Raw genomic sequence first — 22,818 nt, forward strand, 5'->3', positions numbered from 1 at the left:
ACGCGGTTGGGGCGGATTGCGTCAGGCGCGACTTCATGCAAATCCTCCGTGGCATCCACAGGCCTTCGCGAAACGGAGTGACACCTTGCCACTTGGGGATTCGACCGGCGTCGACTTTGCGGATGCGTACTGGCGTCAGGTCGCACCGACTGAGCTTGCGCTGGCGGCGCTGGTAGAATCGCTGCCGGATGAGGCAGAACTGCGTCTGCTCGCCGACAATCTGCCCGCCTTGTGCTGGATCGCCGACGGCGACGGGGCAATCGGCTGGTACAATCGCCGTTGGCACGATTATTGTGGCAGCTCGCCCGAAGCCATGTCCGGCTGGGGCTGGCAAACGGTCCACGACCCGGCAATCCTGCCCATAGTGATGGAGCGGTGGACCGGGTGCATCGCCAGCGGCGAAGCATTCGAAATGACCTTCCCGCTGCGGGGCGCGGACGGGTCTTTCCGACCGTTCCTGACCCGCGTCGTCCCACTCCAGGACCGGACCGGCCGGGTCGTGCGCTGGTTTGGCACCAATGCCGACGTGACCGCGCAGCACAGGGCCGAGGCTGCGCTCGCAGCAAGCGAAGCCGAGTTCCGCACCTTCGCACAAGCGATGCCCAATCAGGTGTGGGCAGCGCAACCCGATGGCCTGCTGGATTGGTTCAATGAACGCGTCTATGCCTATTCCGGGTTTAGCGGTGACCAATTGGCGGGGCATGGCTGGGCCGCGATGGTCCATCCCGATGACGCGCCGATCGCGACCGAGCGGTGGGCCGCGGCGCTGGCATCGGGTGACCGCTACGAAACCGAATTTCGGCTGCGGCGCGCGGATGGCGCCTATCGCTGGCACTTGGCACGTGCCGTGCCGATTCTGGCAGGCGACGGAAGCCCGCAGCGCTGGATCGGCACCAACACCGACATCGAAGAGCAAAAGTCCACGGCGGCGGCACTCGTCAAGCTCAATGCTACGCTTGAGCAAGAGGTCGCGCAGCGCACCGCCGATCGTGATCGGGTGTGGCGCAATTCGCAGGATCTGATCGTCATCGTCGGCCCGCGCGGGACCTTCCGCGCGGTCAGCCCCTCGGTTACGGCCAGTCTGGGATGGGCCCCTGAGGAGTGGATCGGGCGGTCGCTGTTCGATTTTCTGGTACCGGACGACGAAGCCGATACGAATGCCGCGCTGCGCCACGCCGCCGAACAGCCGCTGCAGCGCTTCGAAAACCGCTACCGCCACAAGGATGGCGGGTTCCGCTGGTTCGGCTGGGTCGCCACCCCGGAGGATGGCTTGATCTATGCGACCGGACGCGACGTCACGCTCGAAAAGGCAGCGGCCGACGAGCTCGCCAAGGCACAGGAGGCGTTGCGGCAAAGCCAGAAGATGGAGGCGGTGGGACAGTTGACCGGCGGTATCGCGCACGATTTCAACAATATGCTTGCGGTGGTAATGGGGTCGCTCGAACTGCTCGAACGGCGCATGTCGAACAGCGACACCCGGGCGCGGCGCTATATCGATGCGGCGAACGACGCCGCCCGCCGTGCGGCATCGCTGACGCAGCGGCTGCTGGCTTTCTCGCGCCAGCAACCGCTCCAGCCAGCGGCGGTCGATGCCAATAAACTCGTGTCCGGCATGTCGGACCTGCTGCGCCATTCGCTTGGGGCCGATGTCCAGCTCGAGATCGTGCTCGCGGGTGGTCTGTGGCGCACGCCTGCAGATCCCAACCAGCTCGAGAACATCTTGCTCAACCTGGCGGTCAACGCGCGCGATGCGATGCCCGAAGGCGGCCATCTGACGATCGAGACGCAGAACGCGCATCTCGACGAACGCTACGCAGCCGCCAATCTTGGCACCGCTGCCGGGCAATATGTCCTGATCGCGGTGACCGATACGGGCAGCGGCATGCCGCCCGAAGTGGTCGAAAAGGCGTTCGACCCGTTCTTCACGACCAAGCCGGTGGGTAAGGGGACTGGTCTTGGCCTCAGCCAAGTCTACGGCTTCATCAAGCAGTCCGGCGGGCATGTGAAAATCTATACAGAACAAGGTCTTGGTACGACGATCAAGCTCTATTTGCCGCGCCTCCACGGTGCAGTGCAGACCGATTTGGCGTTGGATGAATCGCCGGAAATGCCGCGTGGCGATGATCGCGAAGTGATCCTCGTCGTCGAAGACGAGCCCGGCGTGCGCCAGTTCAGCATCGATGCGTTGACCGAGCTTGGCTATCATGTGCTCGAAGCGGATGGTGCCGCCAGAGCGCTGCGCCTGCTTGAGGAGCATCCTCAAATCGCGCTGATGTTCACCGATGTCGTTATGCCCGAAATGAACGGGGCAAAGCTCGCGGAAGCGGCGCGGGCGCTTCGGCCCGATCTCAAGATTCTGTTCACCACCGGTTATACCCGCAATGCTGTTGTCCATAACGGCAAGCTGGACGAGGGGGTCGATCTGATCGGCAAGCCGTTCAGTCTGGAGGCGCTTGCGGCGAAGATCAGGGCGGTGCTGGAGGCGCGCTGAGACGTCGCGATCCTTGATCCATATCTACACGATTCCGTCGGTCCCTTTTTTGGATTTGCGCGTTTGGGATGCTGCCGCACGTCGCGGCGGAGGACGATCGATGGCACGCAGCACCGCCAAGGGCGAAAACGGTAAAATCAAGGGCGAGAGTGCGAACACGGTACCCCCCGCGCCAGCCGGGGCGGATTTGCCCACCCATTATGCCGAAACACAGGGGCATGGTGGCGAGACGCACCAGACAACATCCGATGCAGCGATGACGATGACCAGCCAGCAGGGCATCCCGGTCGCCGACGCGCAGAACAGCTTGCGCGCTGGGCCGCGCGGTCCGACGCTGCTCGAGGATTTCCAGCTTCGCGAGAAAATCTTCCATTTCGACCATGAGCGTATCCCCGAGCGCGTGGTCCATGCCCGCGGTTACGGAGCGCATGGTGTCTTCGAACTGACCGACAGCCTGTCCGATATCTGCCGCGCCAATGTGCTGGGCGAAGTCGGGCAGCAAACCGAGACGTTCGTGCGGTTCTCGACTGTTGCGGGCAGCAAGGGGTCGCCCGATCTGGCGCGCGACGTGCGCGGTTTTGCGGTGAAGTTTTACACGCGCGAGGGCAATTGGGATCTGGTCGGCAACAACATTCCGGTCTTTTTCATCCAGGACGCGATCAAATTCCCCGATCTGATCCACGCCGTGAAGGAAGAGCCCGACCGCGCCTTCCCACAGGCGCAGAGCGCGCACGACAATTTCTGGGATTTCGCGAGCCTGATGCCCGAGGCGTGGCACATGGTGATGTGGCAGATGTCCGATCGGACCATCCCGCGCTCGCTGCGGACGATGGAGGGCTTCGGCATCCACAGCTTCCGTCTGCTCGACGACGAGGGCAATTCGACCTTCGTGAAGTTCCATTGGAAGCCGCGGCAGGGCTTGCAGTCGGTGATGTGGAACGAAGCGGTCAAGATCAACGGGGCCGACCCCGATTTCCATCGCCGCGACATGTGGGATTCGATCGAAGCGGGTGATTTCCCAGTGTGGGATCTTGGGGTGCAATTGTTCTCGGAAGAAGAGGCGGCCACGCTGCCGTTCGATCATCTCGATTCGACCAAGCTGATCCCCGAGGAACTGATCCCGGTGCGGATCATCGGCAATCTGACGCTCAACCGCAATGTCGACAATTTCTTCGCCAGCACAGAACAGGTCGCCTTCTGCACGTCCAATGTGCCGCCGGGGATCGATTTCAGCGATGATCCGCTGCTCCACGGGCGCAATTTCTCATATCTCGATACGCAATTGAAGCGTCTCGGCGGACCAAACTTCACGCATATCCCGGTCAATGCGCCGCGTTGCCCCGTGATGAATTTCCAGCAGGACGGTCACATGGCGATGACCAACCCCAAGGGTCGTGTGAATTACGAGCCGAATAGCTGGGGCGCAGAGGCTGGACCGCGCGAGAACCCCAAGGGCACGACGAGTTACCCCGCGCCGACGGATGGCGGCAAACAGCGGGTTCGGTCGGAAACCTTCTCCGATCATTACAGCCAGGCGCGGCAATTCCTGCTCAGCCAGCAGCCGATCGAGCAGAAGCACATTGGTGATGCGCTGACGTTCGAACTGTCGAAGGTGACCCGCGTCGACATTCGTGCGCGTGCAGTGTCGCATCTGCTGAACATCGATGCGGATCTTGCCGCAACGGTGGCGGACGGGCTCGGCATGGCGCTGCCCGAGGCGGCGGTTGCGGCGAAGCCGACGATCGATCTGCCGACGTCGGACAAGCTCAGCATCCTCGCGAACGGCCCGGGCAACTTCAAGGGCCGCAAGATGGGCGTGGTGCTGACCGACGGATCCGGCGCGGATGTGTTCAATGCCCTGACCGCCGCCCTCGAGGCCGAGGGCGCCGTTTGGGAAGTGATCGCGCCCAAGATCGGCGGCGTGACGCTTGATGACGGGACGCCAGTGGCCGCGAAACAGAAGATCGATGGCGGGCCGTCGGTTTTGTATGACGCGGTTGCGATACTGCCATCGGCGGCGGGCGCGGCGTTGCTCGCCAAGGATGCGGCGGCGAAGGATTTCTGCGCCGATGCGTTCGCGCATTGTAAGTTCATCGGTTTCTCGACGGATGCGGCTGTACTGTTCGACGCGGCGCGGATTCCTGAAATGGATGATGGCTTCGTCCAATTGGCGAAGCCGAAGGACGCAGGCGCGCTGGTAGAGGCGTGTCGGGCTCTGCGCTTTTGGGAGCGGGAAACGAAGGTCGATCTGGACGCGTAAGGGGGGTAGGGGCTTCCACGCGGTCCGGAGGCGCGGCGGCAATGCCGTCGCGCCACCGGCAGGCAGTGCGAGAGCGGTGATATTGCAATGCGCCGCTTGAAAGCGCGACCGCCCGGTGTCACATGTTGCAGTGCAGCATGAACTATCCGCTGCTGGAGTTTCTATATGCCGTCCATCAGCGATACGATCGAGCACCTCGTTCGCGCGCAATCACTGGGCTTGGCCGCTGGCCCGGACACAGGCGGACATCTGCGTGCACTGGAAGGATTCGGGGCCAACCCGGGTGCGCTTAACGGCTGGTGCCACGTGCCGGACGGAGACGCCCTGCCACTCGTCGTGGTGCTGCACGGTTGCACACAGAATGCGGGTTCCTATGATCGCGGATCGGGCTGGTCCGATTTGGCCGAGCGTTTTGGCTTCGCTGTACTTTTCCCGGAGCAGGTGCGCACGAACAATCCGAACATGTGCTTCAACTGGTTCGTGCCAGCCGACACGAGCCGCGATGCGGGCGAGGCAGCATCGATCCGGCAGATGATCGCGGCGATGGTCGATCGCTTTGCGATCGACCCGATGCGGATTTTCGTCACCGGTCTTTCGGCGGGGGGCGCGATGACCTCGGTTATGCTGGCCACCTATCCCGAGGTTTTCCGCGCCGGCGCGATCATTGCCGGCCTGCCATATGGCGCGGCGGCGACAATGCCGCAGGCGCTCGAGCGGATGCGCGGGCAGGGGCATCCGGGCGACGCGGCCTATGCGGCGGCGGTGCGCGCGGCATCGTCGCACCCCGGCCCATGGCCGCGCGTCGGCGTCTGGCACGGCGATGCCGATCATACCGTAAACGCGGTCAATGCGGACCGGATCGTCGGGCAGTGGCGCACGCTTCACGGTGCGGCGACCGCGCCCGATGTGGAGGAGGTTAGCGGGAAGTTGCGCAGCCGCGCGTGGCACGCGGCGGACGGCACGCAGTTGATAGAGGATCACCGCATTGCGGGCATGGGGCATGGTACACCGGTCGGCACACGCGGCGACACCGCCTGCGGCAGTGCCATGCCGCACATGCTCGATGTTGGTATTTCCTCGACCTGGCAGATTGCGCAAAGCTGGGGGTTGCTTGATGGCGCGGAGCGGTCGCGGTCATCGATGTCGCGAGCCGTGCCGCCCGCAGCGCCGGTCAATAGTGTCCAGGCAACGATCGAAGCGGCGCTGCGCTCAGCCGGGCTGATGCGCTGAGCAAACGGTAACGCTCAAACCTCGGTCGGCGCAAATCCGAGCGTGTCCAGCAACGCGGCGCGCGCGGTGCGGCATTGCCGCCACAAGGCGGGGTCGCCGAGATCGACCGGCGCGATCCGTTCGGGCCAGTGGCGTTCGATCAGCGCCGCGAGCAGGTCGCACCGCGCCTTATCGAGCAGGAAGCGCGGGTCGATCGCGGCGTGCGCGGCCTCGTCCACCACGACACGCAACCGCAGGCAGGCTGGGCCGCCGCCATTGCGCATCGATTCGCGCAAGGTCAGCACTTCGACGCGGCGGATCGGCCCGTTGCCGGCGATCAGTTTCTGCAGCCACGCCCACACCGCGGGTGTCTCCTGGCATTCGCTCGGCACGATCAGCGCCATCGTCGAATCGGGCAAGGTTACCAGTTGCGAATTGAACAGATACGACTTGATCGCGGCCTCGAGCGACACAAGCGCCGCCGGAACCTCGACAATCACCGCCTCGGGCAGGCGCGCGCGGATGAAGGCATGGACCGCTGCCGGATCCTCGAACGCCTGTTCGTGCGCAAACAGGACGGTTTCGTTCGCGACCGCAACGACATCGTTGTGAAACGCCCCCGCCGCAATCGCCGCGACGCTTTGCTGGACGAGGAGGACGTCCGCCGGGTCGAGCCCATGGCGCCGCGCCACGGCGGCGCTGGCGGTGCGGTGCTGTCGCGCGGGGAAGCCGCTCGCGCTCCGTTCGCCATAAACGAGCAGCTCGATCCCGCGTGCGCCGTGCTGCGCCGTCATCCGCATGTGGTTGGCAGCACCCTCATCGCCGAGTGCGGCGGGCAGGGCATCGTGGACCGTGAAATGCGCGGCGTCGCCAAAGGCCAGGCGAAGTTGCCGCGCGGTCTGGCGATGCTCGATGCTTCGATGCAGCATCGTCGAGAGGTTGGCGGCCGAGAGGTGACAGCGACCGTCACCGGTGTCGGGCGCGGGCGAGACGGTCGCGGCATTGGCGGTCCACATCGCCGAGGCCGAGCAGACATTGCCGAGCAGCGCGGGGTCCTGCGCCCAGGCGGCGGCAAGCACGGCATCATCGTCGCCCGTAAAGCCAAGCTCGCGCAGCCATGTCGCGGCAGGCCGGTCGTGCGGGAGCAGCAGCCCCTGCGGCAGGCCGAGTTCGAGCATGCGACGCATCTTGGCGATGCCCTGCAGGGCCGCCGCGCGCGGGGCGGAGACAGCACCCGCGTTGCTCGTCGCGGCGAGGTTGCCGAACGACAGCCCGGCATAATTATGGCTCGGGCCGACGAGGCCGTCGAAATTGATCTCGCGCACGGTCTTTCCTCTCACGCGAGCGTTTCGCCCGCCAGCATTTCGGTATCGATCTGCGCCTGCATCATCGCAGGATAGCGTGCGCCTTCGAGCGCGTTGGGCGGGAACAGCGCATCGACCGCCGCCAGCACGTCTTCGCCCAACGGCTTGGTCGCGGCTGCCATATTCTCGGTCAGATGCGCGATGCTGCGGGTACCGGGAATCGGCACGATCGTCTCGCCTTGCGCCAGCACCCAGCCGAGCGATAGCTGTGCAGGCGTAAGCCCGGCCTCAGCGGCGATCGCGTCGAAGCGTGCGACAATTTCGAGATTGCGCGGTAAGCACGGCGCAACGAAACGCGGCATCATCGCGCGGATGTCACCCGTTTCATACTGGTCATCCCGCACCGCGCCCGCCAGCAACCCGCGCGCCACCGGCGAAAACGCGACGAAGCCGATGCCGAGTTCCCGGCAAGCGGCCAGGACCGCCACCTCAGGATTGCGCACGGCGGGCGAATATTCGGTCTGCACCGCGGCGATCGGGTGGACGGCGTGCGCGCGGCGGATCGTCGCGGCCGACATTTCGGACAGGCCGATCGCGCCGATTTTGCCTGCTTCCTTCAACCGCACCAGCGCGCCGACCGAGTCTTCGATCGCGACGCGCTTGTCGAGCCGGTGGAGGTAAACGAGGTCGATATGATCGGTGCCGAGCCGCGCGAGCGAGCCCTCCACCGTCTTGGCGATGGCGGCGGGCGATCCGTCGAGGGCACGCTTGCCGTCGATCATGTCGAGCACGCATTTGCTCGCCAGCGTGAACTCGGCACGGCGGTGCATCACGCCCTTCGCCAGTAACCGCTCGTTATTGCCGCCGCCGTAAAGCGCCGCTGTATCGAGCAAGCTGCAGCCGAGGTCGAGCGCGGTGTTGAGCACGGCGATCGCGGTCGGGGTGTCGGGCGGCGTGCCATAGGCATGGTTCAGGTTCATGCACCCGAAACCGATTGCCGACACGGTGAACGGGCCGAGGGTACGCTGCGGATAGGTCAAAGAACTCGCCTCGATCGTGATGGCATGATCGGGCTGTACCGCCCATCGCGGGGCGGTGTCCATGCGCGCCGCTCAGGCGGCGTCGCGCTTTCCAAGACGGCGCTGTGCCGCGCGGACGCTGCCGACGAGGCGTGAGAGGATCAGTTCCTCGATTCCCGCATAGCCGAGCCCAAGATGCGCCGGCCGCACCGATGTCGCATCGCCGAGCTTCAACGCGCCGGTACGCAAGCCTGCGCGCCCGATCCGTGCCCAGCGCCGCGCGGTCTCCCAGCGGATCAGGCTGCGGCTTTCTGGATCGGGTCGGTGCAACTCGAGGAAGTCGTCCTGCAGCCGCACGAGCGCCTCGCCCACCGCCGCCAGCGTCGCGCGGTCGGGGACTGGCTGCTGGCTCATCACATGGCGGACGATCAGATGCGCGGTCTCTGCCGCCGCATCGCCGAACAGCGGGGCATAGACTCCGGCGAGCACATCGCCAGCGCGCGCGCGCATCGACTCGGCTTGTGTCTGCGAGGCACCGCCACCGTGGCGGCGATAGGTCATCAGTTCTTCATCGAGCCGCGCGATCCCGCCATAGGCGCTGATCCGGTGGTACAGGTCGAAATCCTCGGCATAGACCAACTCGGGGCGCTGGAACGGATCGAGCCGGCGCGCCGTATCGGCGCGCATCATGACCGAGGACCAGACTAGCGGGTTTTCGATCCGCAGCAGCCACTCGATCACCGGCGGAGTCGATAGCGGCGCGAGCGAGGAGGGCAGGATCGCGCCGTCGGACAGGACATTGGCGGCGGTGCCGACGAGCACGATTTTGGAATGCGCGTCGAGATAGGCGACCTGCCGCGCGAAGCGATCGGGATGGCACAGATCGTCATGGTCGAGTGCGGCGATGTAACGCCCGCGCGCCTCGGCAAAGGCGGCGTTGCGGGTCAGCACGACGCGCCGGTTGACGGGCGATCGGATCACGCGGATGCGCGGATCGGCGAACGCCTCGATTACCGCGACGGTATCGTCGGTCGAACAATCGTCGACCACGATCAGTTCGAAGTCGCCGAAGCTCTGCGCTTGCAGCGACGCGATCGTCTCGCCGACCAGCGCGGCGCCGTTATAGGTCGCCATCAGGACGCTGATTGTGGGGACGCTCATGCGACCGCGCGCGCTGCGTCGCCCAGCACTTGATCGACGATCATCGCACCGACATCGTTCTGCCATTGCCACAGCCCATTAGCTTGGCCCGAGAAGCTCGCTTCGCCGCCAAGCTTGCCCCACGGCACGAAGCCGGCGGCAAGACCGATGCCGTACAGGCCCGGGATTGCCGCGCCGCTTGCGTCCATGATGCGGCAATGCCGATCGACCATCGCCCCGCCATTCTGCGCCGCGAGCGGAATCATGCGGCCATCGCTCTCATGAACCGGCAGCGCACGCGGGCGATACCCGAGTGCCGCGATAACGAGGTCGGCGTCGGCCAGATGCGTGCGCGCGACGGCATCTTCATCGCCGGTCACTTGATGCACGTTCAGCCGCGGATCGGGCACGCGGCCATCGACGCGCAGTTGGCGCAGCACGAGATCGCGCGCCTCTAGCCGGAAGCCTGCCAAACGATAGACGAAGCCGCTGACCGGGCAGATGTCGTCGGGCCCGAAATCGGTGAAGCCCTCGGCCAGCGCCGCCTCCGGCGTGGGGTAGAAGGGCCGGAGCGGACGGCGATGCAGTAGCGTGATCGCGCCTGCCCCCAGCGGGATCGCCTGCGTCTTGAGCAGCAGCACGATCGTCGCGATCGCGCTGGTCGATCCGCCGATCACGACGATCTTCGGGTTGCGCTTGGTCGAGAGCAGATCGACGATCCTTTGCGGTCCGCCGACGGCGAGGGCCTCGTCGGATTGCATCAGCCGGTCGCCCACTTCCTGCACCAGCGAGACGCCCCCGACGCGCTGTGCGGCGAGCCGGTCAATCGGCTGGTGGCCACCGGTGGCGATCAGCACGGCGCTGGAAAGCTGGTCAAACTCATGGCCGTCGGCGCGGCGGCGCATCCGGCTCGACCACAGACCGCCGTTGGTGCGCGTGGTGTGGAGCACTTCATGCCCGGTCAGCACCGTACCGCCATTTTGCGAGACGAGCGCGTGGAGCCGCTCCCCCGTCGCGCGGACGAACGGTCCTGCTTCGACCAAAGGTACACCGAGCGCGCCGACATAATGGCCGACAGCGCGGCCGGTGGGGTGATCGGCCAGCGCCGCCAGTTCGGCATGGGGATTGTCCTTCACCGCGCTCAGGAAGGTCTCGGCGGTGGAGTCGGAGGTAATGGCATAACGCCCGATCCGCCCCTCGCCGAGCGAATCATCGCGTTCGGCGATGACCAGGCCCGACGCGGCGAGTTCGGCCAGTCGCCCGCGCTTGCTCGCGGCGGTGAGCATTGCGGTGCCGGCCGGCCCCCCGCCCACGACCAACAGCGATGCGATCGGGTTGGCGCGCGGGCGGGCGGGGACGCGCGCTTCGGCGGCGAGGATGCGGTTGAAGGCGATGGCGATCACCGCGACGTCGGCAACGCTCATCGCATCGGTGATCGGCAGCGACAGCGACCGCCCGGCCACGGCATCGGCGACCGGCGTCGGCAGGATCGTCGCGGTGCGGCGGAACAGCGGTTGTTCGCCCAGATGCGGACTGAAATAGCGGCCTGACCCAATCCCGTCCGCCTCCAGCGCCGCGCCAATCGCATCGCGGCGGTGGGCGAGACTTTCGGGCAGCAGCACGGGCATGAACTGGCTCGCGCGACGCTGGCCCTGTCCCGCCTGGAACGAAACGCCCTGGAGTTCAGCGCGGTAGGCCGCTTCGAGCGCGGCGCGGTGGTCGCACACCGCATCAATCTGGGTAAGCTTCGCGCGTGCCATCACCGCGATGACTTCGGGCAGTTTGGCGTTGATTCCGGGCAGCGTGGCGCTGCGTCCCGCCTCGAACCCGAAATTGGTCATCGCGCGCAGCCGGTCGATCAGCCGCGTGTCGCCCGAATGGATCAGCCCGCCCTCGGCAACCGCGAAGGTTTTGGTGGCGTGCATCGAATAGACGGTGGCGAAAGGCGCACCGGTGCCGAACCCGGCGCCCCCGTCATCGAGCGTGCCAAGCGAGGCGGCGGCGTCGATCACCACGCCGACGGCATGTTCGCGTTGCAGCCAGGCATAGCGGTCGAGATCGATCGCGGTGCCGAAGGTGGCGTAGGGCAGCATGACCGCGATCCGGTCGCCATAGTCGCGCAGCAAGCGTTCCTCGGCGGCCGCGCTCGCGGTCCAATCGGTGGGGTCGATGTCACAAATCAAAGGGGTGAGGCCCGCCCACAGCGCCGCTTGCGCGGTCGCCGCGAAGGTGAGTGCCGGCATCAGCGCGAAGCGGCCCGTGACCTGCTCGCCCGCCGCCTCGCGGATTGCGATCATCAGGCCGAGCGTCGCGTTGCTGACCGAAAGACACGCGCCTTGCCCGCCGAACAGCTTCGCGGTTGCCTCCGCCTCGAACGCGCGGACCTCCGGGCCGTTGTTGCTGAAGATGCCCGAGTCCTCGACGCGGCGCAGCGCCTCGACCTGTTGGCTCAGGCGGGGAGGATTGGGGGCGATCAAGGGATAGCGCATAACGTGGCAGAGCCTGATTGAGGATCAACCCGCGCGTTCTGCTCCGCTGGCCCCTAAAATCCGGTTACACATGCTATATCCGTTGCAATACACTACCTTTCGGTTGCGCCGATACCCCGGTGCAGGGTATCCGGGTACATACAGGGAGACGCGCGATGGCGACCGAATTTACGCTCAACGGGGCTGCCGCCCGGTTCGACGGAGACCCCGACACGCCCTTGCTGTGGGTGCTCCGCGATCATTTGCAGCTGACCGGCACCAAATATGGCTGCGGCATCGCGCAATGCGGCGCGTGCACGGTGCATCTCGACGGCAAGAACCGCCGATCCTGTGTGACGCCAATCGCGAGCGTTGCCGGGCGCAGCGTCACAACGATCGAGGGCGCGACGGGCAAGACCGCCGAGGCGGTGAAGGCCGCCTGGGTCGCGATCGACGTGCCGCAATGCGGCTTCTGCCAATCGGGTCAGGTAATGTCGGCGATCGGATTGCTGGCGGCCAAGCCCAGCCCGACCGACGCCGATATCGACCACGGCATGGCGGGCAACATCTGCCGCTGCGCGACCTATGTGCGCATTCGCCAGGCGATCAAGGATGCCGCCCAAAACGTCAAAGCGTCGGTGGAGACAGCGGCATGAACGCGCCCACCAAAATTCCCGTGGCCAGCCGTCGCGATTTCCTCGCTGGTTCGGGCTTCGTCATCGGGCTCGCTTTGCCGATGGGCAAGGCGGCGGCCAAGGCGGCTCCGGGCGGGGAGGTAACGCCGTTCGCCCCCAACGCCTTCGTGCGGATTGCGAGCGACAACACCGTCACCGTGATCGTCAAGCATGTCGAATTCGGCCAGGGTCCGGCGACCGGCCTGTCGACGATCGTCGCGGACGAACTCGATGCCGATTGGGACCAGATGCGCATCGCCTTCGCCCCCGCCAACGATCCGCTGTACAAGAACCTCGCGTTCGGCACGATGGGCACCGGCGGATCGACCGCGATGTCCAATAGCTGGATGCAGATGCGCAACGCCGGGGCTTCAGCACGCGCAATGCTGGTCGCCGCTGCCGCCAAGACCTGGGGCGTTCCCGCCGCCGAGGTTAAGGTGGCCAAGGGCGTCGTCAGCCACGGCGCAAAGAAGGCGAGCTTCGGCGAGCTCGCCGCGACGGCCGCGACGATGCCGGTGCCCGAAAAGCCGACGCTCAAGACGCCCGCGCAATGGACGCTGATCGGTCGGGATACGCCCAAGCTCGACAGTCTGGTCAAGACCAACGGCACCGCGCAATTCACGATGGATGTGCAGCGGCCCGGCATGGTGGTCAGCGTGATCGAGCACGCGCCAGCGTTCGGCGGCACGGTCGCTAAGGTCGACGATGCCGCAGCGCTCGCCATCCCGGGCGTGGTCGCGGTCAAGACGATCCCGCAGGGCGTCGTCGTCTACGCCAAGGATACCTTCGCGGCGATGAAGGGCCGCGCGGCGCTGAAAGTCGATTGGGATCTGTCGAAGGCGGAAACGCGATCGACCGACACGATGGTCAAGCAATATGTCGCCGCGGCGGCGACGCCGGGAGTCGAGTGCGAGGCCGAGGGTAATGTCGCGACAGCACTTGCTGCCGCCGCCAAGCGGATCGAGGCGACCTATGTCTTCCCGTTCCTGGCGCATGCGCCGATGGAGACGATGGACGCCGTAATCGAACCCAGAGCGGGCGGCGCGGATTTCTACGCCGGCAGTCAATTTCAGGTCGGCGATACGACGGCGGTGTCCAAGGTGCTCGGCGTTCCGTTCGAAGGCATGACGCTGCACGAACAATATGCCGGCGGCAGCTTCGGGCGGCGCGCGACGCCCGACATGGGCAATGCGGTCGAAGCGGCGATGGCGACCAAGGCCTTTGGCGGCACCACGCCGGTCAAGCATGTCTGGACGCGTGAAAATGATATTCGCGGCGGGCGCTATCGTCCGCTGATCGTCCATACGATCAAGGGCGGGGTCGATGCCAAGGGCAAGATCGTCGGGCTCGATGCGGTCGTCGCCGGGCAGTCGTTCATGCGCGGCACTGGCTTCTTCAACCCCAGTGCCAAGTTCGATGAAGCGATGGTCGAGGGGCTGACCGGCAGTGCCTACGCCTTCCCGGCGATCCGGGTCGGGGCGAACGAGTTGAAGAACGGCGTGCCTACCTTGTGGTGGCGCTCGGTCGGCAACACCCACACGGCGTACGTGATGGAGACGTTCCTCGATCGCCTGTTCGAGCTCGGCAAGCAGGATCCGATCACAGGCCGCATCGCGATCATGAAAGACGATCGTGCCAAGGCGGTGCTCAAGCGGGTGGCCGAACTGGCGGGCGGGCTGTCGGCCAAGAGCGGTCGCGCGCGCGGCGTGGCGTTCCACAAAAGCTTCGGGTCGTACGTCGCGCAGATTGCCGAGGTCTCGGTCGGCGCCGACAAGCTGCCGCGCGTGCACAAGGTGTGGGCGGCGGTCGATTGTGGCGTGCCGATCAACCCCAACGTGATCCGCGCGCAGATCGAGGGTGGGGTCGGCTTTGGCCTTGGCCATGCGCTCTATGCCGAAATCACGCTGGGCGAGGGTGGCGTTGTGCAACAGTCGAATTTTGACACCTACCGCTCGCTCCGCATGGGCGAGATGCCCGCGGTCGAGGTAGCGATCATCAACTCGACCGCGAACCCGACCGGGATCGGCGAGCCCGGCCTACCGCCGATCGCCCCCGCGGTCGCCAACGCCTGGCGCAAGCTGACCGGCAAAGTCGTCACGCGACTGCCCTTCGCCCATTCGGAGAATGCATGATGCGCGGCAATACGCTCGCTTTGGTCGTGGCCGTGCTGGCCGTGCCGGTCGCCCTGATCGCGCGCCCCGCGACGCCTGCGCCGACGACGCTAAAGGACCCTGCTGCATTCGCGTCGATCGCCGATCCCGCCAAGCGCTCGGTTGCCTTGTTCGGCGAAATGGGCAAGGTGATCCAGTCGCCACGCTGCCTCAATTGCCATCCGCGCAGCGACCGGCCCAATCAGGGCGAGGCGATGACGCCGCACAATCCACCGGTGATCCGGGGTGTCGACGGGCATGGCGCGGCGGGCCTCGAATGCGCGACCTGCCACGGCGATGCCAATGTGAAATTCGCCAATGGCAGCGGCAGCATGCCGGGCGCGCCGCATTGGGCGCTCGCGCCTGCGTCGATGGCGTGGGAGGGCAAATCGCTCGGGGCAATCTGCGTGCAGATCAAGGACCGTGCGCGCAACGGCGGAAAGTCGCTGACCGATTTGATCGAGCATAATGGCAACGACGAACTGGTCGGCTGGGGCTGGCATCCCGGCCTGGGCCGCATCCCGGCACCCGGCACGCAAGCGCAGTTCGGCGCGCTGACCAAGGCGTGGGTCGATAGCGGGGCGAAGTGCCCGGCGTGACGCCGGCCTTCACCACGATTCGGCTGGAGGTCGCGGAGGGCATCGCCACGATCACGCTGGATCGGCCCGATAAGCTCAACGCCTTCAACCCGGCGATGCTGGCCGATCTGATCGCGGCGTTCGATGCGACCGACGCCGATGATTCGGTTCGCGCGGTGATCGTGACCGGCGCGGGCCGGGGCTTTTGTGCGGGGGCCGATCTCTCGGGCGGGGCGGCGACCTTCGACTATGATGCGAGCGGCGGGTGGAACGGTGCCGACTCGCCGGTGCGCGCCGATGGCAGCGTGGATTACGCCCACCCCGCGGTGCGCGACGGCGGCGGGCTGCTGAGCTTGCGCATCTTCGCCTCGAAGAAACCGGTGATCGGCGCGATCAACGGGCCTGCGGTCGGGGTGGGCGCGACGATGACGCTGCCGATGGATTTCCGCCTGGCGAGCGAGGCGGCGCGCTTCGGCTTCGTGTTCGGCAGGCGCGGGATCGTGCCCGAGGCGTGTTCGAGCTGGTTCCTGCCGCGGCTCGTGGGGATCGGGCAAGCACTCGAATGGTGTTATTCGGGCGCGGTGTTCGATGTCGCCGAGGCGTTGCGTGGCGGGCTGGTCCGGAGTGTCCACGCGCCCGACGATCTGCTCCCGGCGGCGCGCTCGCTGGCGCTACGGCTGACCGCCGACGGCGCACCGGTGTCGATCGCGCTGATGCGCAAGATGCTCTACGCTGGCCTCGGCGCGACGCATCCGATGGACGCGCACAAAATCGAGAGCCGTGCGATCTGGGCACGTGGGGCGAGTGCGGATGCCAAGGAGGGCGTCAGCGCCTTCCTGGAGAAACGCGCGGCCGTGTTCCCCGATGCGGTATCCGATGCGTGGGACACCTTCGCACCGTGGTTCGACGAGCCGCGTTACGGCTGAGCGGGGCGCGCCACCGCGAAGCCGGCGAACGACTGGTTGACCGGCATCAATTCCAGCGTGTTGATGTTGAGGTGCGCCGGCAATTCGGCGACCCACAGCAGCGTCGCCGCAATGTCGTCGCCGGTCATCGGCTCGACCCCGCCATAGAGTTTGTCCGACGCCGCCTGATCGCCGCCGGTGCGCACCACGGTGAATTCGGTCTCGACCATCCCCGGCTCGATCGAGGTGACGCGCACGCCGGTGCCGTGGAGATCGGCGCGTAAGCCGAGCGAGAATTGCCGGACGAACGCCTTGGTCCCGGCATACACATTGCCGCCCGCATAGGGATAGGTCGCCGCGACAGAGGACAGGTTGATGATCGCGCCCTTGGCCGCGATCAGGCGCGGCAGCAGCGTGCGCGTCACCGCGACCAGCGCCGAGACGTTGGTGTCAATCATCGTCTGCCAATCGTCGAGGCTGCTCTGTTGCGCGGGCGCGGTGCCGAGCGCCAGACCGGCGTTGTTGATCAACAGATCGATCCGGGCGAACGCCTCCGGCAAGCCAGCGATCGCCGCGTCCATCGCGGCGCGGTCGCGGACGTCGACGTTGAGGGTATGGAGCGAATCACCCAGTGATTCGTGCAAAGCGTTCAGTCGTTCCGCCCGCCGGCCAGTGGTTACCACGCGCCAGCCCGCGCGCACGAAGGCGCGCACCGCAGCCTCGCCGATCCCCGACGTGCCGCCTGTGATGAAGGCCGTACGCATCACCATAACTCCGCCGCTGTCGCATGAGGAAATGGTGCCCGAGGGCGGATTCGAACCACCGACACTGCGATTTTCAGTCGCATGCTCTACCAACTGAGCTACTCGGGCACACCCGGATAACTCCGGGGGAGCGGCCTCTTAGTCACGCTCTGGCGTGGTGTCCAGCCCATCTTCTTCTTCGCCGGGCGGAGTCGAAACCGGGATCGCATAGCCCTCCCCCAGCCACTGCAGCAGGTCGCGGTCGCGGCAGCCCTGCGAGCAGAATGGGGCATGCGCTGCCGAGGGCGGCTTGCCGCAGAGTGGGCAGGGTTTGGAACGCGCCATCATCGCACCTCGAACACGGGAGCCACGCCGGTACGCCGCGCAAGCTCGGCGATCCAGTGCGGATTGGCGTGGAGCGCCTTGGCCACGCGGGCGCCGACGGTGTGGGTGGCGGGGATGGGCGGCGGCGTGCGCTCGATTCGACGGAGCAGCGCGCGGGCCTCGGCGGCGGCGGGATCGGCGCGGAGCAGTTCGGGGAGCGAAACGCGGGTGCGGCGGCGGACGATCTGGACGAAGCCGAAGCCGTTCATCGCGGTGCGTTCGAACGGTTGCGCCCCACCTTCGAACAGCCCGGCGTCGATCGCAGCGTCGACCGCGGCGCGCGCGGCCTTGCCCTGCAGCGTCGGGAAATCGACGCCGATCGACCCGCCGATATCGAGCCGCACGATCGCAGCGGCGACGGCATGCGCGGCGGCGAGCGCGAGCGGTTCGAGCGGGGGATGGCCGTCGACGTCGAACAGCGTCATCGCCGGGGTCGGGGACATGCGCAGCGCGCCGCCGGCCAGGACATTGGGGGGGCCAGCGAAGGTAATGTCGCCGGTGAGGGCTTCTTCCAGCACTTCGGACCAGCCTGCGGATTCGAACGCATCGGGCTGGTGCGGCAGGCAGGGACGGACGGGGGTGCCGGTTGCGGTGATGCGCTCGAGTAGCGTGGGGCCATCGCGCGGCGGGGTGCCTGCCTCGGCGGGGGCGGCGCGGGGGAGCTTCTGGCGGCCGGGTTCGGGGATGGCTTCGCGGATGAGTTCGACCGTCAGCGCCGCCCCTTGGGTGATGCCGGGGGGGAGGGGCGAGAGCATCGCCTCCCCGCCCTCATAGGCAACGCGGCCTTCGCGGCCCTTCACGGTGATCTCGACCAGGCGGGCGGGGAGGATCGCGCCGATGCGGGGGGCGACGGGGCTGTCGAGTTCGATCCGGGCCTCAAGGATCGTGCGGTCCTCGACCAGTGCGGCGCGAGCTTCGCCGATGCCGGCTTCGTAGAGCCACTCAGCCAAGCTGGACACCTGACGCCAGCAACAGCGCACGGGTTTCGAACAGCGGCAGGCCGATCACGCCCGAATGCGACCCCGAGAGGAAGCGCACGAACGCCTCGGCGCGGCCCTGGATCGCGTAGCCGCCGGCCTTGCCCAGGCCCTCGCCGCACGCGACATAGCCGTCGATCTCGGCGGCCGAGAGTGGCTTGAACGCAAGGATCGTGTCGGACAGGCGGGTGCGGACGGTGCCGTCGGCGGCGATGACGCACACCGCGCTCAGGCAATGGTGGCGGCGGCCCGAGAGCAGACCGAGCATGTGGCGGACGGTGGCGTCGTCCTCCGCCTTGCCCAGGATGCGGCGGCCGAGCGCGATCGTCGTGTCACCGGCCAGTACGACCTCCCCAGCGGCGCGGGGGACGGCGTGCGCCTTGGCGAGCGCGACGCGCTGGACATAGACGCGCGGGGACTCGGCCTTGAGCGGGCTCTCGTCGACATCGGGCGCGGCGATGCGCGTCGGCGTGACACCGAGGCGCGCGAGGAGCTCGGCGCGGCGGGGGGAGGTGGAGGCGAGGATGAGGGTCAAAGCAACTCCGTTCGCCCTGAGCCTGTCGAAGGGCGGCTCTCAACAGGCGAAGGCGCGGCGTGTGGCGCGCAGGGCTTCGACAGGCTCAGCCCGAACGGGAAGAGGGGAGCGCTCACCGGTTCAATCCCGGGGCGCGCCACTTATTTGAACCGGCCCATCACTTGAACCGGCCCATCACTTGAACCGGCCCATCACTTGAACCGGTACGTGATCCGCCCCTTGGTCAGATCATACGGGGTCAGTTCGACCAGCACTTCGTCGCCCACCAGCACACGGATGCGGTTCTTGCGCATCTTGCCGGCGGTATGACCGAGGATCTCGTGATCATTCTCAAGCTTCACGCGGAACATGGCGTTGGGCAAAAGCTCCACCACCTGGCCGCGCATTTCGAGCAGTTCTTCTTTTGCCAAACAAACCTCTGGGGACAATTGGGATCGTGGGACGAATTCGTGAGCGCGGCGCATAGCCGACGGCGCCGCAAAAGGGAAGCGCGGTCCGACGCGCGCGGAAATCGCAATCGAATCCAAACAGTTCGCGGCGGAACGATTCGCGGCGATCGCGGTTGTGCCTTCAACGAAACGAAAAGGGAGCTTCACCATGGCAGACTATCGCAACACCGACGGCACGACGACGACCGTCGAACGGCGCAGCAACAGCGGCATGCTGATCGGCGGCATCGTCGTCGCGGTGCTGATCGTGGTCGGCTTGCTGTTCGCGACCGGCTTCTGGAGCGCTGACGTGAAGGGTGGCGCGCTGCCCGACGTCAAGGTCAGCGCCAAGGGCGGCGCATTGCCCGATGTGAACATGAAGTCGAAGGAAGTCGTCGTCGGCACGTCCAAGACGACGGTCGACGTTCCCAAGATCAAGACCGAAAAAGCGACGATCGACGTCCCGACCGTCGGCGTCAAGGACGACTGATACCCCGAACGAGGGGCATGCAAAGGGCATCCCGCCTATCCGGCGGGGTGCCCTTTTTGCGTGCGCGGCGCCCCGGCGCGCACGCGGAAAATTAGGGGGAAGTTAGGCGTAAATCGTGTTTTTGCGCGAGCCGGGGGGCGGGCGAGCGGACCAGCGATAGGAAAGAGCTGGCATACGCCGGGTGCCAGAGTGGGTAGGGCGCGGGCCGGTGCGGAATATGCACGCGGGCGGGGGTGTAGGACAGGTTATTTTGCGGCGTTGCGGGCGACGCGCTTGTTTGCCTTTACGCCCGCCGTGGCGAGCGGGTTCACCAGCGCCTCATAGCGGCCGAACAGATGCTCGACCCGGTCGCGGTCCGACGCAAAGGGGGTAGCACGGTAGAGCCGATCCACCGCCAGATCGAGCGCGTGGTGCGCTTTGCGGAGGTCGCCGGGCATCGTGTCGGGATCGTAGAGATCGGCGAGGCTGGCGGTCGGGTGCGCCAGCCGCGCATCGAGCACGGCTTGTGCGAGTGCTTCGATTTTCGTGCGCTGCGCGGGGGTAGCGTCGGGCCAGGGGAAGGTGTTGTAGACTAGCGTATTGGTATATTGATAATCACTTTTAGTACGCCCGCCTACGGCTTTCATCCATGTCATATGCATCGATGAAGTCATCAAACCAAACGTGAAATTATCAGCGTCTTGGACGAACTGCGCACTACCGCTTACTATCGTCTTTTCATCAACGATACCCATAGGCACATATTGCCGACGCTGAGAAGATACCTTTGGGACTAAGAGATATTGTGACGTGGGTTGTCGATCTTCAGTGAAGAGCGTGGGATAATCCGCCCACCATTTTGTTCGAGCCTTATCACTATCGGCGCGGGCACGTGCTACGGATTTTAGGCGATCGAGCACCGCAGGGCAGGACCTCAACGCATCAGGTCGTGCGTCTTTCAGCCAAAGGCAGAACCGAATACCATCGTTGATGTATTCTTCGCCGCCGATAAATTTTCGCAGCCATGCGGGATCAAAACCTTCGGACTCAAGGAATCGTGCTTTTTCACTCGCGCTCACTGTCAAATGTCCGAAATCGGTGGCTTCGCTCCCTTTTTGTATTATTGGACGCGGAGTAAGCGGTTCACGACTTTTTCGCAAAGGACATTAGGCGCGTCGACTAAGTAGGCATTTATTTGCTTTGCCTCAATTTCAATTGGTTCGGACCGGACCGATTGATATTCAAATAGTCTTCCGTGCTGCGGACTAGTGCCCCGTAGGCCGATCACGACCACGTGCACATGCGCTGCCCCTCTGCCCTCACTGCTCCACTCAAAGGTTCTGTGGGCGAAAAAGATATACATCTGATGCCGATCCAATACTCGTGCCCAAAGTGTCGCCACTTGTTCACCTTGAGTGATCGAGTTTGTTGCAACAAATGCGATCGCGATTCTTTTGTTCTGTTCAGCGAACGAGCTCGCCTTCTCGAACCAGCAGCTAACGTAATCGAGTTCTCCTGACCCCGGAGCATTATCGAAAAACCTTCTGACCTGCGCCTTCTGGGTCGCGCTCTGCTCTTTTTTGCCGATGAACGGCGGGTTGCCCATGATGTAGTGCAGCTTTTCCGGCGGAACCAGGCTCGCCCAATCGGTGTCGAGCGCATCGGCGTTGAGGATGTGCGCGGAGTCTTTCAGCGGGATACGCGCGCTATTGCCCTGAAACGCTTCATTATATTCGTTATTGGCGAGGTGATCGGCCATCCACATCGCGACCTCGGCGATGCGCGCTGGGAATTCCTCGACCTCGATCCCGTAAAATTGTTCGACCGTGACGCGGCTGAGCAGCACGGCGTCGATCTGTTGCGTGGGGTAAAGCGCCTTGAGGCAGGCGAGTTCGAGCCGCCGGATTTCGCGATAGGCGATGACGAGGAAATTGCCGCAGCCGCACGCCGGATCGAGAAAGGTCAGCCGCGACAGTTTCGCCTGATATTCGAGCAATGCCGCCTCGCGCCCGGTGCGCCGCGCGGTGGCCTTGGCGAGTTCGGCGCGCAGATCATCGAGGAAGAGCGGCCCGATGACCTTCAGGATATTGCCTTCGGAGGTGTAATGCGCGCCCTTCGCGCGGCGTTCCTTGGCGTCCATCACCGATTGGAACAGCGACCCGAAGATGGCCGGGCTGACCCCGCTCCAATCATGTTCGCACGCGTTGATCAGCAGCGCGCGCATCGTCTTGTCGAACACCGGCGTGCGCAGCCGACCCGTGAACAGGCCGCCATTGATATAGGGGAAGGCGTTGAGTTCGCCCGACAGATTGGATTGGCGATCGCCCTCGACGGTATCGAGCACGTCGAACAATTCCATCAGCTTGGGGCCGGTGTCGCTGCCATCCTCGCGCGTGTCGTCGCGCAGCAGTTCGAGGAAGATGTCCTTGGGCTGGAAGATGCCGGTGTCGTCCGCGAACATGCAGAACAGCAGGCGGACGAGCAATTGTTCGAGATCGTGCCCCTTATAGTTGGACGCCTCCAGCGCATCGTGGAGCTTGCCCATCAGCTCGGCGGCCTTGATCGTGACGGTCGCCTGCGTCTCGAAACTGCGTTGCCGCCCAAGGATGAAGGCGAACGCCTCGATATGTTTGTGCAGATCGGGCAGTTTGAAGACGAGCGGATCGCCGCCCTTGTCGAGATCGAGCAAGCGCCAGTTCTGGAAATCGCAGGTCAGGACGTAGCGCGGCTGTTCCGATTGGGCGATGCCGTCGATGTAGTCGAACGCCTGCGTGCCTGCGCGGCCGAGATCGAGCCCGGCGCTTTTCTGTTCGATCAGCAGCGTGCGCGGCCAGAACAAATCCATGAAGCCGTGGCGGTTGCTGAGCAGCTTTACGCGCTGTTCATAGGTGGCGACGCGGCGGCGCTTGACGCCGAAAATGTCGAAGAAATCATTGTAGAAGGACTGGGTTTCGCCCTTTTCATAATGCGCGGCCTGCCACTCCTCGCTGAAGGCGCGGGCGCGGCGTTTGATCTCGTCCCAGCCTAACCGCATTGCTTGTTCCCCTGCGCTGGGGACGATGGGGCAAGCGGTTGGGGGAGGGC

At 65.4% G+C, this 22,818-nt stretch carries 19 protein-coding genes and 1 tRNA gene; 8 read left to right on the forward strand and 12 right to left on the reverse strand.

Going from position 1 to position 22,818, the window contains the following annotated elements; translation table 11 throughout:
- Positions 1-85: 85 nt before the first annotated feature.
- The 3 genes from HMP06_RS15745 to HMP06_RS15755 all read left to right on the forward strand — a co-directional run bounded on the left by HMP06_RS15745 (position 86) and on the right by HMP06_RS15755 (position 5,981).
- The gene (locus tag HMP06_RS15745; RefSeq protein WP_232089737.1) at positions 86-2,491 is read left to right on the forward strand and encodes a hybrid sensor histidine kinase/response regulator; all 2,406 of its coding nucleotides are present in this window, start codon (positions 86-88) and stop codon (positions 2,489-2,491) included.
- Between the two features lie 100 nt (positions 2,492-2,591).
- Positions 2,592-4,751 (forward strand): catalase, encoded by a 2,160-nt coding sequence (locus HMP06_RS15750; RefSeq protein ID WP_176497928.1) that lies wholly within the window; start codon positions 2,592-2,594, stop codon positions 4,749-4,751.
- A 165-nt stretch (positions 4,752-4,916) separates the two neighbouring features.
- Positions 4,917-5,981 (forward strand): extracellular catalytic domain type 1 short-chain-length polyhydroxyalkanoate depolymerase, encoded by a 1,065-nt coding sequence (locus HMP06_RS15755; RefSeq protein WP_176497929.1) that lies wholly within the window; start codon positions 4,917-4,919, stop codon positions 5,979-5,981.
- Positions 5,982-5,995: 14 nt separating this feature from the next.
- Here HMP06_RS15755 and HMP06_RS15760 read toward each other — a convergent pair whose 3' ends face one another.
- From HMP06_RS15760 to HMP06_RS15775, 4 genes are all read right to left on the reverse strand, one after another.
- Positions 5,996-7,300, reverse strand: coding sequence for an N-succinylarginine dihydrolase (locus HMP06_RS15760; RefSeq protein ID WP_232089739.1), 1,305 nt, complete (start codon positions 7,298-7,300; stop codon positions 5,996-5,998).
- Complete coding sequence (locus HMP06_RS15765) at positions 7,297-8,304, reverse strand: aldo/keto reductase (protein WP_443026518.1); 1,008 nt, start codon at positions 8,302-8,304, stop codon at positions 7,297-7,299. The genes HMP06_RS15760 and HMP06_RS15765 overlap by 4 nt, the downstream gene beginning before the upstream one ends.
- Positions 8,305-8,376: 72 nt before the next feature.
- On the reverse strand, positions 8,377-9,444 hold the full coding sequence (locus tag HMP06_RS15770) for a glycosyltransferase family 2 protein (RefSeq protein WP_176497931.1): 1,068 nt from the start codon (positions 9,442-9,444) through the stop codon (positions 8,377-8,379).
- Positions 9,441-11,912 (reverse strand): DegT/DnrJ/EryC1/StrS family aminotransferase, encoded by a 2,472-nt coding sequence (locus HMP06_RS15775; RefSeq protein WP_176497932.1) that lies wholly within the window; start codon positions 11,910-11,912, stop codon positions 9,441-9,443. Before HMP06_RS15775 ends, HMP06_RS15770 begins: the two co-directional genes overlap by 4 nt.
- Before the next feature lie 155 nt (positions 11,913-12,067).
- Between HMP06_RS15775 and HMP06_RS15780 the strand changes: the two genes are divergently transcribed.
- The 4 genes from HMP06_RS15780 to HMP06_RS15795 are packed head-to-tail and all read left to right on the forward strand — an operon-like array spanning position 12,068 to position 16,219.
- Complete coding sequence (locus HMP06_RS15780; protein WP_176497933.1) at positions 12,068-12,547, forward strand: (2Fe-2S)-binding protein; 480 nt, start codon at positions 12,068-12,070, stop codon at positions 12,545-12,547.
- Entirely contained in the window at positions 12,544-14,697 is a 2,154-nt protein-coding gene (locus tag HMP06_RS15785; protein WP_176497934.1) for a xanthine dehydrogenase family protein molybdopterin-binding subunit, read from the forward strand. Before HMP06_RS15780 ends, HMP06_RS15785 begins: the two co-directional genes overlap by 4 nt.
- Positions 14,694-15,314, forward strand: coding sequence for an Isoquinoline 1-oxidoreductase subunit (locus HMP06_RS15790; RefSeq protein ID WP_197940704.1), 621 nt, complete (start codon positions 14,694-14,696; stop codon positions 15,312-15,314). Before HMP06_RS15785 ends, HMP06_RS15790 begins: the two co-directional genes overlap by 4 nt.
- The gene (locus HMP06_RS15795; protein ID WP_176497935.1) at positions 15,302-16,219 is read left to right on the forward strand and encodes a crotonase/enoyl-CoA hydratase family protein; all 918 of its coding nucleotides are present in this window, start codon (positions 15,302-15,304) and stop codon (positions 16,217-16,219) included. The genes HMP06_RS15790 and HMP06_RS15795 overlap by 13 nt, the downstream gene beginning before the upstream one ends.
- Here the strand turns inward: HMP06_RS15795 and HMP06_RS15800 are convergent.
- The 6 genes from HMP06_RS15800 to infA all read right to left on the reverse strand — a co-directional run bounded on the left by HMP06_RS15800 (position 16,210) and on the right by infA (position 19,247).
- A complete protein-coding gene (locus HMP06_RS15800) occupies positions 16,210-16,962 on the reverse strand; it encodes an SDR family NAD(P)-dependent oxidoreductase (RefSeq protein ID WP_176497936.1) in 753 nt (250 codons plus the stop codon). The genes HMP06_RS15795 and HMP06_RS15800 overlap by 10 nt on opposite strands.
- A 32-nt stretch (positions 16,963-16,994) precedes the next feature.
- Positions 16,995-17,070, reverse strand: a tRNA-Phe gene (locus HMP06_RS15805).
- A 30-nt stretch (positions 17,071-17,100) separates the two neighbouring features.
- Positions 17,101-17,286: a DNA gyrase inhibitor YacG gene (locus HMP06_RS15810; protein ID WP_176497937.1), complete on the reverse strand. Its 186-nt coding sequence runs from the start codon at positions 17,284-17,286 to the stop codon at positions 17,101-17,103.
- Positions 17,286-18,275 (reverse strand): ribonuclease, encoded by a 990-nt coding sequence (locus tag HMP06_RS15815; protein WP_176497938.1) that lies wholly within the window; start codon positions 18,273-18,275, stop codon positions 17,286-17,288. The genes HMP06_RS15810 and HMP06_RS15815 overlap by 1 nt, the downstream gene beginning before the upstream one ends.
- Positions 18,268-18,837 (reverse strand): Maf family protein, encoded by a 570-nt coding sequence (locus tag HMP06_RS15820; RefSeq protein ID WP_176497939.1) that lies wholly within the window; start codon positions 18,835-18,837, stop codon positions 18,268-18,270. The genes HMP06_RS15815 and HMP06_RS15820 overlap by 8 nt, the downstream gene beginning before the upstream one ends.
- A 191-nt stretch (positions 18,838-19,028) precedes the next feature.
- Positions 19,029-19,247 carry a translation initiation factor IF-1 gene (gene infA / locus HMP06_RS15825; RefSeq protein WP_010162480.1) on the reverse strand — a complete coding sequence of 73 codons (219 nt, stop codon included), beginning with the start codon at positions 19,245-19,247 and terminating at the stop codon, positions 19,029-19,031.
- A gap of 187 nt (positions 19,248-19,434) precedes the next feature.
- Here infA and HMP06_RS15830 point away from each other — a divergent pair, with 187 nt between their 5' ends.
- Positions 19,435-19,755, forward strand: a complete 321-nt coding sequence (locus tag HMP06_RS15830) for a hypothetical protein (protein WP_176497940.1) — start codon at positions 19,435-19,437, stop codon at positions 19,753-19,755.
- A 245-nt stretch (positions 19,756-20,000) separates the two neighbouring features.
- Here the strand turns inward: HMP06_RS15830 and HMP06_RS17820 are convergent, their stop codons facing one another.
- Together HMP06_RS17820 and HMP06_RS15835 are read right to left on the reverse strand one after the other, a co-directional pair.
- Positions 20,001-20,894 (reverse strand): type IIL restriction-modification enzyme MmeI, encoded by an 894-nt coding sequence (locus HMP06_RS17820; protein WP_332103007.1) that lies wholly within the window; start codon positions 20,892-20,894, stop codon positions 20,001-20,003.
- Positions 20,855-22,768: a DNA methyltransferase gene (locus tag HMP06_RS15835; protein ID WP_197940708.1), complete on the reverse strand. Its 1,914-nt coding sequence runs from the start codon at positions 22,766-22,768 to the stop codon at positions 20,855-20,857. Before HMP06_RS15835 ends, HMP06_RS17820 begins: the two co-directional genes overlap by 40 nt.
- Between the last annotated feature and the right edge of the window lie 50 nt (positions 22,769-22,818).

This window comes from Sphingomonas sp. HMP6, from assembly GCF_013374095.1.
In the GTDB taxonomy this organism is placed as follows: Bacteria; Pseudomonadota; Alphaproteobacteria; order Sphingomonadales; family Sphingomonadaceae; genus Sphingomonas.

What these genes read in the sequence shown, in the direction of transcription:
- HMP06_RS15750 (WP_176497928.1), top strand. Translation starts at nt 2,592, where the DNA reads ATGGCACGCAGCACCGCCAAGGGCGAAAACGGTAAAATCAAGGGCGAG.
- HMP06_RS15755 (WP_176497929.1), top strand. Translation starts at nt 4,917, where the DNA reads ATGCCGTCCATCAGCGATACGATCGAGCACCTCGTTCGCGCGCAATCA.
- HMP06_RS15770 (WP_176497931.1), bottom strand. Translation starts at nt 9,444, where the DNA reads ATGAGCGTCCCCACAATCAGCGTCCTGATGGCGACCTATAACGGCGCC.
- HMP06_RS15775 (WP_176497932.1), bottom strand. Translation starts at nt 11,912, where the DNA reads ATGCGCTATCCCTTGATCGCCCCCAATCCTCCCCGCCTGAGCCAACAG.
- HMP06_RS15780 (WP_176497933.1), top strand. Translation starts at nt 12,068, where the DNA reads ATGGCGACCGAATTTACGCTCAACGGGGCTGCCGCCCGGTTCGACGGA.
- HMP06_RS15785 (WP_176497934.1), top strand. Translation starts at nt 12,544, where the DNA reads ATGAACGCGCCCACCAAAATTCCCGTGGCCAGCCGTCGCGATTTCCTC.
- HMP06_RS15790 (WP_197940704.1), top strand. Translation starts at nt 14,694, where the DNA reads ATGATGCGCGGCAATACGCTCGCTTTGGTCGTGGCCGTGCTGGCCGTG.
- HMP06_RS15800 (WP_176497936.1), bottom strand. Translation starts at nt 16,962, where the DNA reads ATGCGTACGGCCTTCATCACAGGCGGCACGTCGGGGATCGGCGAGGCT.
- HMP06_RS15810 (WP_176497937.1), bottom strand. Translation starts at nt 17,286, where the DNA reads ATGGCGCGTTCCAAACCCTGCCCACTCTGCGGCAAGCCGCCCTCGGCA.
- HMP06_RS15830 (WP_176497940.1), top strand. Translation starts at nt 19,435, where the DNA reads ATGGCAGACTATCGCAACACCGACGGCACGACGACGACCGTCGAACGG.
- HMP06_RS15835 (WP_197940708.1), bottom strand. Translation starts at nt 22,768, where the DNA reads ATGCGGTTAGGCTGGGACGAGATCAAACGCCGCGCCCGCGCCTTCAGC.